At 72.0% G+C, this 13,821-nt stretch carries 15 protein-coding genes; 5 read left to right on the top strand and 10 right to left on the bottom strand.

The features are described 5' to 3' along the window. Window positions 1–51: 51 nt before the first annotated feature. Window positions 52–762: a hypothetical protein gene (locus tag ACH4SI_RS13575; RefSeq protein ID WP_398295864.1), complete on the bottom strand. Its 711-nt coding sequence runs from the start codon at window positions 760–762 to the stop codon at window positions 52–54. 263 nt (window positions 763–1,025) lie between these two features. Here ACH4SI_RS13575 and ACH4SI_RS13570 point away from each other — a divergent pair, with 263 nt between their 5' ends. Continuing rightward, window positions 1,026–1,370, top strand: coding sequence for a hypothetical protein (locus ACH4SI_RS13570; RefSeq protein ID WP_179935572.1), 345 nt, complete (start codon window positions 1,026–1,028; stop codon window positions 1,368–1,370). On the opposite strand, the gene ACH4SI_RS13565 is transcribed toward ACH4SI_RS13570, so the two are convergent. After that, window positions 1,371–2,414 (bottom strand): cation diffusion facilitator family transporter, encoded by a 1,044-nt coding sequence (locus tag ACH4SI_RS13565; protein ID WP_398295863.1) that lies wholly within the window; start codon window positions 2,412–2,414, stop codon window positions 1,371–1,373. It abuts the gene before it with no gap. Window positions 2,415–2,659: 245 nt separating this feature from the next. Between ACH4SI_RS13565 and ACH4SI_RS13560 the strand changes: the two genes are divergently transcribed. From ACH4SI_RS13560 to ACH4SI_RS13550, 3 genes are all read left to right on the top strand, one after another. Continuing rightward, entirely contained in the window at window positions 2,660–3,103 is a 444-nt protein-coding gene (locus ACH4SI_RS13560; protein ID WP_398295862.1) for a hypothetical protein, read from the top strand. A gap of 74 nt (window positions 3,104–3,177) precedes the next feature. After that, window positions 3,178–3,843 carry a DUF3105 domain-containing protein gene (locus tag ACH4SI_RS13555; RefSeq protein WP_398295861.1) on the top strand — a complete coding sequence of 222 codons (666 nt, stop codon included), beginning with the start codon at window positions 3,178–3,180 and terminating at the stop codon, window positions 3,841–3,843. Next, window positions 3,840–4,553, top strand: a complete 714-nt coding sequence (locus ACH4SI_RS13550; protein ID WP_398295860.1) for a DUF305 domain-containing protein — start codon at window positions 3,840–3,842, stop codon at window positions 4,551–4,553. The genes ACH4SI_RS13555 and ACH4SI_RS13550 overlap by 4 nt, the downstream gene beginning before the upstream one ends. A 46-nt stretch (window positions 4,554–4,599) precedes the next feature. On the opposite strand, the gene ACH4SI_RS13545 is transcribed toward ACH4SI_RS13550, so the two are convergent. The 7 genes from ACH4SI_RS13545 to ACH4SI_RS13515 form a co-directional block, all read right to left on the bottom strand. Next, window positions 4,600–5,220: a TetR-like C-terminal domain-containing protein gene (locus ACH4SI_RS13545; protein WP_398295859.1), complete on the bottom strand. Its 621-nt coding sequence runs from the start codon at window positions 5,218–5,220 to the stop codon at window positions 4,600–4,602. 288 nt (window positions 5,221–5,508) lie between these two features. After that, on the bottom strand, window positions 5,509–5,949 hold the full coding sequence (locus ACH4SI_RS13540; protein ID WP_398295858.1) for a hypothetical protein: 441 nt from the start codon (window positions 5,947–5,949) through the stop codon (window positions 5,509–5,511). Window positions 5,950–6,060: 111 nt separating this feature from the next. Then, entirely contained in the window at window positions 6,061–7,332 is a 1,272-nt protein-coding gene (locus ACH4SI_RS13535; RefSeq protein WP_398295857.1) for a cytochrome P450, read from the bottom strand. Then, window positions 7,329–7,952, bottom strand: a complete 624-nt coding sequence (locus ACH4SI_RS13530) for a GTP-binding protein (RefSeq protein ID WP_398295856.1) — start codon at window positions 7,950–7,952, stop codon at window positions 7,329–7,331. The genes ACH4SI_RS13535 and ACH4SI_RS13530 overlap by 4 nt, the downstream gene beginning before the upstream one ends. Further along, window positions 7,933–8,295 carry a DUF742 domain-containing protein gene (locus ACH4SI_RS13525; protein ID WP_398295855.1) on the bottom strand — a complete coding sequence of 121 codons (363 nt, stop codon included), beginning with the start codon at window positions 8,293–8,295 and terminating at the stop codon, window positions 7,933–7,935. Before ACH4SI_RS13525 ends, ACH4SI_RS13530 begins: the two co-directional genes overlap by 20 nt. Continuing rightward, window positions 8,292–8,723 carry a roadblock/LC7 domain-containing protein gene (locus tag ACH4SI_RS13520; RefSeq protein WP_398295854.1) on the bottom strand — a complete coding sequence of 144 codons (432 nt, stop codon included), beginning with the start codon at window positions 8,721–8,723 and terminating at the stop codon, window positions 8,292–8,294. Before ACH4SI_RS13520 ends, ACH4SI_RS13525 begins: the two co-directional genes overlap by 4 nt. A gap of 14 nt (window positions 8,724–8,737) precedes the next feature. Then, entirely contained in the window at window positions 8,738–10,378 is a 1,641-nt protein-coding gene (locus ACH4SI_RS13515) for an ATP-binding protein (RefSeq protein ID WP_398295852.1), read from the bottom strand. Between the two features lie 243 nt (window positions 10,379–10,621). Between ACH4SI_RS13515 and ACH4SI_RS13510 the strand changes: the two genes are divergently transcribed. Continuing rightward, the gene (locus tag ACH4SI_RS13510; protein WP_398295851.1) at window positions 10,622–10,777 is read left to right on the top strand and encodes a hypothetical protein; all 156 of its coding nucleotides are present in this window, start codon (window positions 10,622–10,624) and stop codon (window positions 10,775–10,777) included. Here the strand turns inward: ACH4SI_RS13510 and ACH4SI_RS13505 are convergent. Further along, window positions 10,738–13,587 (bottom strand): SpoIIE family protein phosphatase, encoded by a 2,850-nt coding sequence (locus tag ACH4SI_RS13505; RefSeq protein ID WP_398295850.1) that lies wholly within the window; start codon window positions 13,585–13,587, stop codon window positions 10,738–10,740. The genes ACH4SI_RS13510 and ACH4SI_RS13505 overlap by 40 nt on opposite strands. Window positions 13,588–13,821 lie beyond the last annotated feature (234 nt).

Below are 13,821 nucleotides of genomic sequence, written 5' to 3'. Positions count from 1 at the left end.
AACACCACACGACGCGGCCCGGGATTCCGGGCCGCGTCCGGTACGGGGCCGTCAGCCGCCGTTGGAGACGAGCTTCCTGATGCCGCGCTGGTCCGCGGCCGTGTACTTCCCGCCGTTCGCGTTCAGATAGCCGCCGTTGGGCGACGTCATCACCGGCTTGTTCTCCTTCGGGTCGAAGGAGGAGGGGTTCGGGTGGTCGAGACCCATCATGTGGCCCAGTTCATGGGTGACCGCGTTGCGGGTCATCGCCGTGTTCCTGGCCTTGTCGGAGCTGAACCAGCCGTTCTCCTTGCCCGCGCTGTTCCAGTACTCGTCGTCCATCAGGACGTATCCGCCCCAGGCGCTGTTGTCGGTCGTGTTGTAACAGGGCTTGGCCTGCGACATGCCCTTCTTCCCGTTCAGCGGGCGGTGGGCCAGCGTGAACATGATGTGGTTCCGGGGCCCCGCGCAGTACTTCTTGTTCTTGAGGTTCGTACCGCCCTCGACCGTGGTGGACACCTTGAAGGTGATGCCCGCGGCCTTGACCTCCGGCAGGGCGTTCAGCTGGGCGACCGGGATCCTGAGATACGGCGTGAGCCGGTCCCGGGCGGCCTTCGTCACGAACGACAGGGTGTAGGTGGAGTGGTGGCGCAGCGATTCGATGTAGTACGGGCTGCCGCTCTCCAGCTTCCAGCCCACCCCGCTGTTCGCGGCCTGGGCGACGCCGCCCGTGGCCAGCAGCGCCGTGGCGGCGGCCACGGCGACGATGCCTATGCGCTTCATCTGTGTTCTCCCGTTGGCGGTCGCTCCCCGTCCGCGCGGCCGTGGCCGCCCCTGTACGGCGGCTCCCCGTCCGGCCGGCGGTCCGTGAGCTTCCGCCCCCGATTCTGCGGGCGCGGGCGGCACGCGACGCGCCAGGGAGCGGATTCATGACCGGATCATGACCGGATCGGGACCCATGGCCCCGGCGGTTTCCCCACCCGGATGGCCGTACGGGACGCCCGACCGTGTCACACCCCGGGCGCGGGTGGCATGTAATGGCGCGCATGAGCAGTGTCCTGAGCGGCATCGTGTCCCTGCCCCCGGACACCCCCACGGTCCGGGCGGCCCGGGTGGTGGTGGAAGTGCGCAATGTGTCCCGCGCCGATGTGGCCACCTCCGTCGTGGGGGCGCAGGTGCAGACCGATGTGCCGCTGAGCCCGGCCGGCCACATCCCGTTCAGCGTCACGGTCCCGGGCGAGCTGGACCCCGACGACGCCTACGGGCTGCGCGTCCACGTGGACCTGAGCGGTACGGGGTTCCTGGAGCGCGGCGACCTGGTCAGCGCCCGCGTGGGCCCCGTGCCCCCGGCCTCCACGGCCGGGCTGATCGCCCCGGTCAGCGCGGTCTGATCACACGGTGTGGTGGGCCAACGGGGCGTGCGGATCGGGACACCGGGCGGACGGGGCCGGGTCGGCGTGGATCAGGGCCGCGGTCAGCCGGGGCACCGCGTGCAGCAGGGCGTGTTCGGCGTCCACCGCGACCCGGTGTGCCTCCCGTACGGTCAGCTCGGCGCCGACCACGACCGCGACCTCCGCGCGCAGCCGGTGGCCGATCCAGCGCAGCCGCAGCTCGCCGATGTCCCGTACGCCCGGTACGGCGCGCAGCGCCCGCTCGGCGGCGTCGGTCAGGTCCGGGTCGACGGCGTCCATCACCCGGCGGAACACTTCGCGGGCGGCGTCGCGCAGCACCAGCAGGATCGCGGCGGTGATGGCGAGGCCGACCAGGGGGTCGGCGAGCCGCCATCCGAGGGCGGCACCGGCCGCGCTCAGCAGGACGGCCAGTGAGGTGAAGCCGTCGGTACGGGCGTGCAGACCGTCGGCGACGAGGGCGGCCGAGCCGATCGCGCGGCCGACGCGGATGCGGTAGCGGGCGACCCATTCGTTGCCGACGAATCCGACCACGGCCGCGGCGGCGACGGCGGGCAGCTGCTCGATGTCGCGCGGGTGCAGCAGCCGGTCCGTGGCGGTCCAGGCGGCGAACGCGGCGGAGGCCGCGATGGTGAGCACGATCGCGATCCCGGCCAGGTCCTCGGCCCGCCCGTACCCGTAGGTGAAGCGGCGGGTGGCGGCGCGGCGGCCGAGCAGGAACGCGAGCGCGAGCGGGAGGGCGGTCAGGGCGTCGGCGGCGTTGTGGACGGTGTCGCCGAGCAGCGCGACCGAGCCGGAGGCGGCCACGACGACGGCTTGCGCGACGGCCGTCGCGCCGAGGACGGCGAGGGAGGTCCACAGGGCGCGCAGGCCGCGGGCGGAGGACTCCAGGGCCCGGTCCACCTTGTCGGCGGAGGTGTGGGAGTGGAGGCGGGGCAGATGGCCCGCCCGGTGGCGCCACCGGGCACCGCGGCCGTGGGTGTGCGCGTGGTCATGTCCGTGGTCATGTCCGCGCCGCTCGTCCATGGCGTCCGCCCTCCTCGCGCTTTCGTACCGGACACGGTCCGTCCCCCACCACCCATTGTGCCCATCATGTGCGCATGAGCGCACGCAGGCACCTATCAGGTGCGCACGATACGCATCCGCGCACCCCGAGCACGGAGCATGACGTGATTGCCGCACTACCCATTCAGCCCCGGCAGGCCCACTGGTTACGATCTGGCGCGATGGGCAGTGGGCGGGGCGGAGACGACGGCATAGGGAAGCGCGCGGTGCGAGCCACCGCGCGCTCCGCGCTCAGACGTGTCGTCGCACTCCTCGGCGCGGTGCTGTGGGTGGCGCCGTCGTGCGTCCACTCCGGCGGCGACCACCCGCCGGTATCGGTGGGCTGCCGGCACCGTCTCGTGGCCGAACCACGGCTCGAAGCGCCGTCGTCACCCAGGCGGGCCCCGGCCGTCCCCATCGCCGCGTTCCACACCGCGCCCGACGCCCCGGCCACGGGGCACGACGCGAAGCCCCCGGGCGGCGGCAGCGACGACTGCGTGGCCGGTCCCCGCGGCGGGAACCCCGCCCTGGTCCCCGCCCCCGTCCCGCCGCCCGCCCTCGCCGGTTTCCGGCCGCCGGACGGCCCTCGGGGCACGGACTCCGTACGGGCGCCGCCCGACAGACACGTCCACGCCCTCGGCCTTCATCAGCTCCAAGTACTCCGCACCTAGGCCGACCGCCGACATCCGCCACCACTTCACTCATTCAGTGCGACAGTGCGAGAACTGCGAGGACTGGGACAGCCATGGCTTCCAAGGGATCGAAGACGAAGGGCGCGGCCGAGCGCCGCGCGAAGATAGAGGAGCTGCGCCGCGCGGAGAAGGCCCGCGAGCGCAGGTACCGGATCATCACCATCACCTCCTGCACCGTGATCGTCGCCGGGCTGGCCGTCGGCGGCTTCTTCCTGGTCGACGCGGGCAATAAGAAGAAGGAGAAGGCCACGAAGGTCACCTCCTCGGTCGTGAAGACCGGTGAGTTCAAGGGCATGAAGACCTGGAAGAACCTGGGCCGCACCCATGTGGGCGGCACCGTGAAGTACGCGATGTCGCCGCCCGTCGGCGGCAACCACAACCAGGTCTGGCAGAACTGCCAGGGCGACGTCTACGACAAGCCGCTGACCAAGGAGAACGCCGTGCACTCGCTGGAGCACGGCGCGGTGTGGGTGACGTACAGCGACAAGGCGTCCAAGGAGGACATCGCGACCCTCCAGGCCCGGGTGAAGAAGACCCCGTACTCGCTGATGAGCCCCTACAAGGACCAGGACGCGCCGATAGTCCTCAACGCCTGGGGCAACCAGCTGGACATCCAGAAGGCGTCGGACCCGCGGGTGGCCGCCTTCTTCAAGAAGTTCGTCCAGGGCAAGCAGACCCCCGAGCCGAACGCCTACTGCACCAACGGGAAGTCGTCGTGACGGACGGGACCTCCGCCGTCGGCCGCGCGTCACGGCAGCCGCTGGTGGCGGGGATCACCGCCGCCCTCGCGGTGCTGACGCTGGTGGCGGTGGGGGTGGTGTGGCTGATGAGCGACCGCTCGGAGGGCACGACCGGCACCGGCACCCCGAAGGACACCTCCGCCGAGGCCGGTTTCGCCCGCGACATGTCCACCCACCATCAGCAGGCGGTGGAGATGTCGCTCATCGTGCGCGACCGCACCGGGAACGAGGACGTGCGGCGGCTGGCGTTCGACATCCTCACCGCGCAGGCCACCGAGCGCGGGATCCTCCAGGGCTGGCTGGACAGGTGGGGGCTGGACCGGACGTCCGAGGACCCGCCGATGACGTGGATGAAGCACGACTCGTCGGACGACATGGAGGGCATGGACCACGGCTCGATGAAGGGCATGGACCCCGACTACAAGCCGCACGACGGCTCGCTCATGCCGGGCATGGCCACCAACACCGAGCTGGACGAGCTGCGCAAGGCCAAGGGCAAGGCGGCCGAGGTGCTCTACCTGAAGCTGATGACCGCCCACCACAAGGGCGGCGTCGCGATGGCGGAGAGCGCGGCCCGGCTGGTCGAGGACGCGCCCGAAAAGCGGCTGGCGAAGACGATGGTGAAGGCCCAGCAGTCGGAGATCCAGCTGATGGCCGACATGCTGAAGGAGCGCGGCGCCCGCTCCTGAACCCTCCCGGTAGCGCCCCCGGCCCAGCGCGCATGGGCCGGGGGTCTCACTGCCCGTCCGCCCCGGTACGGAACACCCCCGCCCGCGCCGCCGCGTACGCCGCCTCGGCGCTGGTACGCACCAGCCGGGCGTCGATGGGCCGGCGCAGGATGAGCACCCGGTAGTAGAAGGGCGCGGCCAGTGCGGCGATGACGCCCTTGCCGTCGGTGTCCGCGGGCAGTTCACCCCGGTCGATCGCGTGCCGCACGATCTGGGCCCGCGCTTCGATCCGGCCGACGAAGGTGTCGCGGACGATCTCCTCGGCCCGTGGATGGTGGGCCGCGGCGGCCACCAGCCCCTGGATGACGTTGCGGTTGCGCAGCGCGTTGTTGAAGTCCGCTATGGACTGGGCGAGTTCATGCAGGTCCCGCCGTAAGTCACCCGAGTCGGGGGTGGGCAGCGTGGCGGCCCGCTCGGCCAGCAGATCGAGGACGACCCCTTCCACCGACCGCCAGCGCCGCCGGATGGTCGACACGTGCACCCCGGAGCTCTGGGCGAGCTTGTCGAGGGTGAGGGTGCTGAACGACTCGGCACCGAGGGCGTCGTAGAGGGCGGCCAGCACGGCGGCGCGGGTCCGTGCCGTGCGCCCTCCGGGGCGCGCCGAGCCGTGGGGTGGTCGCGCGTTCATGGATGGTGAGCCGCCATGTCTCCTGTGCCGCGGATGGGGTCGGTAACGGGCCGACCCTATGTCCCGCCCGAACCGGGCGCACGAGATCTTCACTTCTTTGAGCCGCTACCGGCCAGTACGCCATTGCGTGACGTGCCCACGTCCGGATACGGTGACGCCTCCAACTTAACGCGCGCCCGCGAGCATTAAGGGCGAGCCATCCGGTAAGCGTGCTGGACCTTCCGTACGCGGGGAGGGAAGGTCCAGCGCGCTTGCAGCCCCGCATCCCGGCGTTTCGCGATCCCCCGCTCAGTCCCGCGCCGCCGAGCGCTCCACGATGCGGATCATCTGGCCCTGGGTCAGGGCGGGTTCGGCGAGCGAGTGGGCGGCGTCGGCGCGCAGACCGTCGAGGAAGAACCGCAGGCAGCGCCGCCAGGCCCGCGGCGCCGTGTCCATGGACTGCCGGATCACCTGGGACATCGCCCAGATGAGAACGGCGAGATCCTGCGGTTCGAAGTCGGCGCGCAGCCGGCCGCCCTCCTTGGCGCGCTCGATGACCCGCTCGGTGTGCCGCAGGCAGGGGCGGGACGCCTCGTTCAGCTCGGTGGCCGCGGGGAAGCCCTGGGCGATCGCGTCGTTGAGCCCGCGGTCCTCGGCCTGCAGGGCGAAGAGCCCCTCGACGTAGCCGACGAACCCGCCCCAGGGGCTGGGGTCCTCCAGCGGGGCTTCGAGCCCGCGCTCGCCGAACACCGTGGTGGCGGCGCGCAGCAGTTTGTCGCGATGGGCTGCACTGAGCCGCCGGCGGGCAGCAAGCGGCCCCGGCAGTGGTGCGGGGGCACCGCCGGGGCCGGAAGGCTTCGGTCAGCGGGCGAAGGCCGGGGTGAACTCGACCGGGATGGACGAGACGCCGCGCATCATCAGCGAGGAGCGCCACTGCAGCTCCTCCGGGGCGACCGCGAGGGTCACGTCCGGGAGGCGGTCGATCAGGACCTCGATCGCGGCCATGGCGATGTTCTCGGCCAGCTCGCGGGAGGCCTGGGGGCAGCCGTGGGTGCCGTGGCTGAAGGCCATGTGGGCCTGGTTGCCGGACGCCCCGGCGCGGAAGTCGGGGCGTACGTCGGGGTCGGCGTTGGCCGCGGCGAGGCCCAGCATCATGCAGTCGCCCTTACGGATGTGGTGCCCGGCGAACATGGTGTCCTCCGAGGCCCAGCGGCCGACCCAGTTGGGCACCGGGGTGGCCTCCCACAGCACCTCGTTGAGCGCCTGGCCCACGCTGCGCCGCCCGCCGGACATGGTCACCGCGAACCGCTCGTCGGTCAGCATGAGCCGCAGCGCGTTGCCGATCAGGTCGGTGGTGGGCTGGTGGGCCGCGTAGACGTTGCCCAGGAGGTCGTTGATGATCTCGTCGTCGGTGAGCCCCGCCGGGTGGAACGCCAGCACCGAGGCGATGTTGGTCGCGCCGGGGTTGGCCCGGGTGTGCTCCAGCAGTGCCACCATCCGGTTGGTCAGCCTGTCGAACGCCTCCGGTCCGGCCTTCCCGCTGACCAGGTCGACCGTCTCCTGTGTCAGGGCGGGATCGTCGCCCAGGCCGTACATGGGGTTCAGTACCCGCAGCGGGATCTGGCTGGCGTACTCGGCCATCAGATCGGCGCGGCCACTGCCCGCGAAGACGTCGATCAGCGCGTCCGCGACCCGCTCGCACTGCGCCCGCAGTTCGAACGGCTCGATGGCCTCCATGCTGTCGATGATCGCCTCGGACCGGCGCTCGTGGTCGGCGCCCTCGGTGAACAGCATCGTCGGCCTGTAGGCGACGAACGTCATCAACTCCCAGTCGGGCGGGACCCGGTCCCAGGAGTGCCAGCGGCGCGAGTCGCGGGCGAACAGCTTGGGATCCGTGGTGACCCGCAGCAGCTCCCGGTAGCCGAGCACCATCCAGACGGGGATGTCCGGTTCGAGCAGCACGGGCACGACGGGGCCGTGCTCGCGGCGGAGCTTGCGGTACAGCTCGTCCGGATCGCTGCGGAGCAGATCCATGTCCAGCCGCACCGCGTCCGGCTGCTCCGGCCAGCCCTGGAGCGGTGCGTCGGGGGAGAAGGGGTCCACGAGCGGGGACGTGGGGTCCGGGGTGGTCACGCGGTGGTCTCCCGGGCGGCGGCGGAGGAGGTGGACAGGGAGTAGAGGTGGCGGGCCAGCGCGACCAGCACGGCCTTGCTGGACTCGCGCTCACGGGCGTCGCAGTCGATCACGGGGATGTCCGAGGGCAGATCGAGCGCGTCCCGGACCTCCTCCAGGGTGTGCTGCGGCTCGGTGAAGTTGTTGCGGGCCACGATGAACGGCGTCCCGTGGTATTCGAGACGGTCGATGGCGTACCAGGAGTCGGAGAGCCTGTTGGTGTCGACCAGGACGACCGCGCCCAGGGTGCCGGCGAAGAGCCGGTCCCACAGGAACCAGAAACGTTCCTGCCCGGGCGCGCCGAACAGATAGAGCACCATCTGCTCGTCCAGGCTGATGCGGCCGAAGTCGAAGGCGACCGTGGTGGTCGTCTTCGACCGGACGAACGAGGCGTCGTCGATCCCGACGCCCGCCTGGGTCATCGTCTCCTCGGTACTGAGCGGGCGGATCTCGCTCACCGACTGGACCATCGTCGTCTTGCCCACGCCGAAGCCGCCGACGATCACGATCTTGAGGCCGTCGCTCGCGCTCGCCCGCAGCGGTGCCCGGACGTCGGCGCGGTCAGAGGTTCTGGAGTGCAACGAGCACCTTCTTCAGCGTTTCGGGCTCCGGCAACCCTCCGTTGTCCGGGCGGGCCGCATGCGGATGACGCGCGGTGATCTTGCCGGTGTCGAGCAGGTCGCACAGCAGGATCTTGACCACGCTGACGGGCATTCCCAGGTACGAGGAGATCTCCACCACCGCCATGGGCCGCCGGCACATCCGCAGGATCTTGACGTGCTCGGACTGCATGCCGAGTGAGGGTTCGGATTCGCTGACGATGAGCGTGACCATGTCGAACAGGCTCTCGTCGACACGGCTGCGGCCGCCGGTGACGGTGTAGAGCCGGTCGGGGTCCTCGCTGTCGAGCGGCCCTCGGATCATGCGTTCGTCCCGCCGCCACGGCCGCCGTTCGCGAAGGTACGGGGCGCCGCCCGCAGATGGTCGCCGATCTGCTCGACCAGTTCGTTCATGTTGTGCCCGATGATGCCGACGTCGGCCTCGTCGTGCGCCACGACGGCCAGGTGGGCGCCCTCGCCCGCCTCGACGATGAACAGAATTCCCCCGTGGAACTCCGTCATGGACTGCCGGACGCCGCCACTGCCGTCCCCGAACTCGATCGACGCGCCGTGGGAGAGGCTCTGGATTCCCGAGGCGATGGCCGCCAGCTGGTCGGCCTGGTCCACGGAGAGCCCGGACGTGAGGCACAGCTTGAGCCCGTCCCGGGACAGCACCAGCGCGTGCCGGGCGCCCGGCGTCTTCTCCAGCAGGTTTTCCAACAGCCAGTCCAAGCTGCGGTCTGTGGTGTTCATCGGCGTTCCTATCATCACGGCTGGTCGTTCTCTGCGGACTCAGCGGATTCGGCGGGCTCGGCGGACTCGTCGGACGGCATGGCCCCGGTGGCTTCTGCGGACGCCGCCGACGTGGTGTTACGCCCGTCGGTACCGCCGTTGGGGCAGCCGCGCGTGGCGTCACGGAACGCACCGAAGCGGGCTCCGGCGTCGGTACGCGGAGGCTTCGGCTTGGTGTCGGGCGCGGGGCGGGGCGTGGCCCGGGTGGCGGCGGCGAGCGTCTCGCCGCGGCGGCGCCGGGGCAGCCCGTTGACGCGCTTCTCCGCCGGGGCGTCGGCGCCGGAGGAGTCATCGGACGGGTCGGAGGTCGTCCCCTCGGTCGCGGAGGGCACCTCCTCGGGCAGCGGCGCGGAGGGGGCTGACGGGGCGGGCGGGGCCGCGGGGGCGGGCGCCTCGGCCACCGGCTCGGCGCGCTCGGCGACGGCGGACACCCGGGAACCGGCCGGCTCCACCGGACGCCCGGCCGGGGCGGCGGGCCGCGGCCGGGCCCCGGGCACGGCGTCCTGGTTGACGTGCGTGATCAGCTGCTGCGGGATGAGAACCACGACGCCGGTACCTCCCCGGGCGGACGGGCGGAAGGAGACCGTCAGCCCGTGCTTGCGGGCCAGACAGCCGACGACCGCGAGGCCGAGCCGGGTGCCGGACAGGGACGTCAGGTCGAGAGCCTGCGAGGAGACCGCCTTCTGGGCGCGGGCCAGCGCGGAGGGGCCCATGACCAGGCCGCCGTCCTCGATGGTGACGACGACGCCGGTGTGGGTCTCCTCGACGTACACGTGCACCTCCTCGGTGGGAGGCGAGAAGCTGGTGGCGTTGTCCATCAGCTCGGCGAGGGCGTGCATGACGCCCTCGGCGGCGTACCCGGCCACGGCGGCGTTGCTGGCCGCGTGGACCCGTACCCGCTGATAGGCGCTGATCCGGCCGACCGCGCCGCGCAGGATGGACTCCATCACGATGGGCTTGGTCCAGCGGCGCCCGGAGCGGGCGCCGGTGAGCACCGCGATGCTGTCCGCGATGCGGCCCGTCTGGGCGGTGGTGTGGTCGATCTTCAGCAGGTCGCCGAGGACGGCCTCGTCGTGCCGGTTCTCCATCTCGCGCAGGTCCGCGAGCATGCTGGTGGCCAGGGCCTGGACGCGGCCCGCGGCGTTGGCGCACGCCGCCATCGCGGAGGCGCGCATCCGCTCACCGGTGCCGATCTCCTGCACCACCGTGCGCAGCACCCGGCCGTGCGCCTGGTCGCCGGGCTTCGTCACCTGCGCCAGCACGGCGTCCACCGAGCCGCCGTCCCGCAGGCCCTTCACCGCAGCGGGAATCGTTTCGTCAGCGAGCCGGGCAGCCTCCGCGGAGTGCTGCGCGGCCGAGGCCTCCAGGCTCGCGATCCGGGACTGGAGCCGGCCGATGGTCCGCGACCGGTGGGCGGCGACCGCGAGGGCCACGATCAGAGCAACGGCCACCAGCGCGAAGGAGACGGCGACGAGGACGCGCTGGGATTCCGGCACCGCTGCCGTCACCCACGCCCCCGCCCCGCCGGCGACGACCGCGGCCAGCAGCGGCACGGCCAGGGCCTGCCGGGATGCGGCAGGCCCTTTGTAGGGATGGCTGGATATATGTGCTGACATCTATCAGGTCCTCATGGGCGCGTTCGAGGGTTGAGGGTGGACCACGCGGACATCAAGCCGTGGGCGGCACATGCTAGTACTGCTCAGAGGATTTTGAACGACCCCGCTCGGCACACGGGCAATGACGGTCCGTCAGCGTCGGGGCCCGGGACCGGATGCCGCCCGATCGAGCCAAAAGTGAACGGTTCTGAGCTGGGGTCACGTATCCCATCCTGCACACAACCGGCCCCGGCGGGGGCCCGTTTGCCGAGGCGCGTACTGGCCCGCGCGGGGCGGATCCCGCCGGAGCGACAGCGGGAGCGGCTGGACGTCCTGGTCGAGCGGTTCGCCGCGGACGCGGCGGCTTCGGTGGGCGACGGTCAGGACGGCTCGGGCACCGCCGGCGGCCGGGACGACTGAGCCGGCGGCGAGGCCCCGTACGGCTCCGGCGGCGCCGACGGCCCCGGCAGGTGGGGCAGCTCGGGCGGTTCGGGCAGCGCCAGTTCGGCCCAGATGACCTTGCCGCCCGCGGTGTAGCGCGTCCCCCAGCGCTCGGCGAACTGGGCGACCAGGAACAGCCCGCGGCCGCCCTCGTCGGTCGTCGTCGCGTACCGCAGATGCGGCGAGGTGCTGCTGGTGTCGGACACCTCGCAGATCAGGCCGCGGTCGTGGACCAGCTGCAGCCGGATCGGGCCGGTGGCGTGCCGGATGGCGTTGGTGATCAGCTCGCTGAGGACGAGTTCGGCGGTGAACGCCACCTCCTCCATGCCCCACTCCTCCAGCTGCCGCAGCACCTCGGCGCGCACTCCGGCCACCGCGGCGGGGTCGGACGGCACGTCCGAGGACACCACGCGGCCGGGGCCCAGCACCCGGGTCCGGGCGGCGATCAGCGCGATGTCGTCGCCCGGCTGGGCGGGCAGCATCGCGTCGAGCACCTCGGTGCAGATCTCCTCGGGCGACCGCCCCGGGTGGGCCAGGGCGGCGCGCAGCATCTCCAGACCGATGTCGATGTCCCGGCGGCGGTCCTCGATGAGCCCGTCGGTGTAGAGGACGAGATGGCTGTTCTCGGCCAGCTCCAGTTCGGCCGTGTCGAACGGCAGCCCGCCGAGGCCGAGCGGGGGCCCCGCGGGCAGGTCCGGGAACTCCACCGAGCCGTCCGGGCTCACCACCGCGGGCGGCGGATGACCGGCCCGGGCCATGGTGCAGCGCCGGGTCACCGGATCGTAGATCGCGTAGAGGCAGGTGGCCCCGGTCGCGCCGGTCAGCGGCTCGCCCCCGCCCCCGGGGACGTCCTGGCCGATGGGGCTCTCGTCCTGGTCGATGCGGGCCACCAGGTCGTCCAGGTGGGTCAGGATCTCGTCGGGCGGCAGATCGAGGGTGGAGAAGTTGTGCACCGCGGTCCGCAGCCGCCCCATCGTGGCCGCCGCGTGCAGCCCGTGCCCGACGACGTCCCCCACCACCAGCGCCACCCGGGCACCGGGCAGCGTAATGACGTCGAACCAGTCCCCGCCGACGCCCGACTCGGCGGGCAGATAGCGGAAGGCCACGTCGAGGGCGCTCTGCGCGGGCACGGCGCGCGGCAGCAGGCTGTGCTGGAGGGTCACCGCCATGGTGTGCTCGCGGGTGTAGCGGCGGGCGTTGTCGATGCACACAGCCGCGTGGGAGGCCAGCTCCTCGGCGAGCGTGATCTCCTCCTCCTCGAAGGTGTCGCGCTCCGCCATCCGCCAGAAGTTGACCAGGCCGAGCAGCACGCCGCGGGCCCGCAGCGGCACGGTGACCAGCGACCGCACGCCGTAGTCGAGGATCCTGGCCATCTGCTCGGGATCGTGGGCATGCCAGCCGTACTCCCCGGTCAGATCGTCCTGGACGACCGGCCGCCCGCTGCCCAGGCCCCGCGCCTGGGGCGCGGAGTCGGTGAACGTGAACCGCTTGCCGACGGGGTAGAAGGGGTGGTCGGACCGGAAGCCGTGGACGGCCGCCCGGCACATCTGGGCGGCACCGGTCGCGGTCGGCTCATCCCCGCGCGGTACGGGCTCCGCCAGGTCGACCGTGACGAAATCGGCGAACCGCGGCACCGCCACCCGCGCCAGCTCCTCGGCGGTGCGCCCCACGTCGAGCGTGGTGCCGACCTCCACGCTGGCGTCGTACAGCAGCTTGAGCCGCCTCTGGGCCACGTCGGCGCGGCCCGAGAGGGCGCGCAGCTCGGTGGAGTCGCGCAGGGTGGTGACGCTGCCGGGCGGGCCGCCGTCGCGGTCGGTGGGCCGGTTGTTCACCGCCAGCAGCCGGTCGCCCGCCACCAGCACCTCGTCCGTGACGACGCGCCGGGAGACCAGCAGACCGGCGATCCCGGGATCCAGGCCCAGCTGGTGGACCGGGCGCCCCTCGGGGCGCGGCGGCAGGCCGAGCAGCCGGGACGCCTCGTCGTTGGCGAGCACGAGCCGGCCGTCGACGTCGACGATCAGCACGCCCTCCCGCACGGCGTGCAGCACCGCGTCGTGGTGCTCGTACATCCGCGTCATCTCGCCGGGTTCCAGGCCCCGGGTCTGGCGCCGCAGCCGCTTGCCGACCAGCGCGGTGCCGCCGGTGGCCAGGGCGAGCGAGGCGGTGACGGCGCCGATGAGCAGCGGCATCTGGCGATCGGCGAGACCGCTCACCGTCTTGATCGTGACCCCCGCGCCGACCGCGCCGACGACCTTGTGGTGGCGGTCGAAGATGGGCACCAGCGCGTCCATCGCCTCGCCCAGGGTGCCGGGGCCGATACCGGTGGTGGGGTGCCCCCGCAGCGCCAAGTCGATGCCGCCGACGTAGCGCTTGCCGATCCGGTCGGGCTTGGGGTGGGTGAGCCGGATGCCCTTGTCGTCCGTGACGACGACGAAGTCGAGCCCGGTCTTCTTCCGGACGACCTCCGCCTTCGGCTGGAGCACGGCGGTCGGATCGCGGCTGCGCAGGGCCTGGACCATCCCCGGCGCGTGGGCGAAGGACTCGGCGACGGCCATCGAGCGGGCACGGGCCTCGTCGGTGGCGTCGTGCCGAACCTGAAGCACCAGGGCGACGGTGGCCGCGGCGCCGAGCAGCATCACGACGATCAGCTGGAGGACGAAGACCTGGCTTGCGACGCTGCGGACGCTCAGCCATGCCCGGGTGCGCCGCCCCGCCTCCTGAGGGCGCTCACGCCGCCGACTTCGTGGGCGCCGACCGGGGAATATGCGGGCAACCCACGATCGACCCATAAACCGGGCCATAGAGATACATCTACACCGGGATTTCCCGGAAGGCGAGCCTCGCATGCCCTTCATGTCCGTAAAAGCACCGTCTGCCGAGAAGAGGTGACTTTGCGTGCGACAGTCCACCGGGACGCGGGGTGCCGACCTCGACGGACTGTGCAAACCTGACAACAGGGCAATTCACCCGAATTGCCGCGAACGGCGACCGCCCGGTCGTCGATCGCGCCTGACGAAGGAGCC

Source organism: Streptomyces sp. NPDC021212 (assembly GCF_044332925.1).
GTDB lineage: Bacteria > Actinomycetota > Actinomycetes > Streptomycetales > Streptomycetaceae > Streptomyces.
The sequence above is the reverse complement of the archived record's forward strand: the minus strand, read 5'-3'. Positions and strand labels throughout refer to the sequence as shown.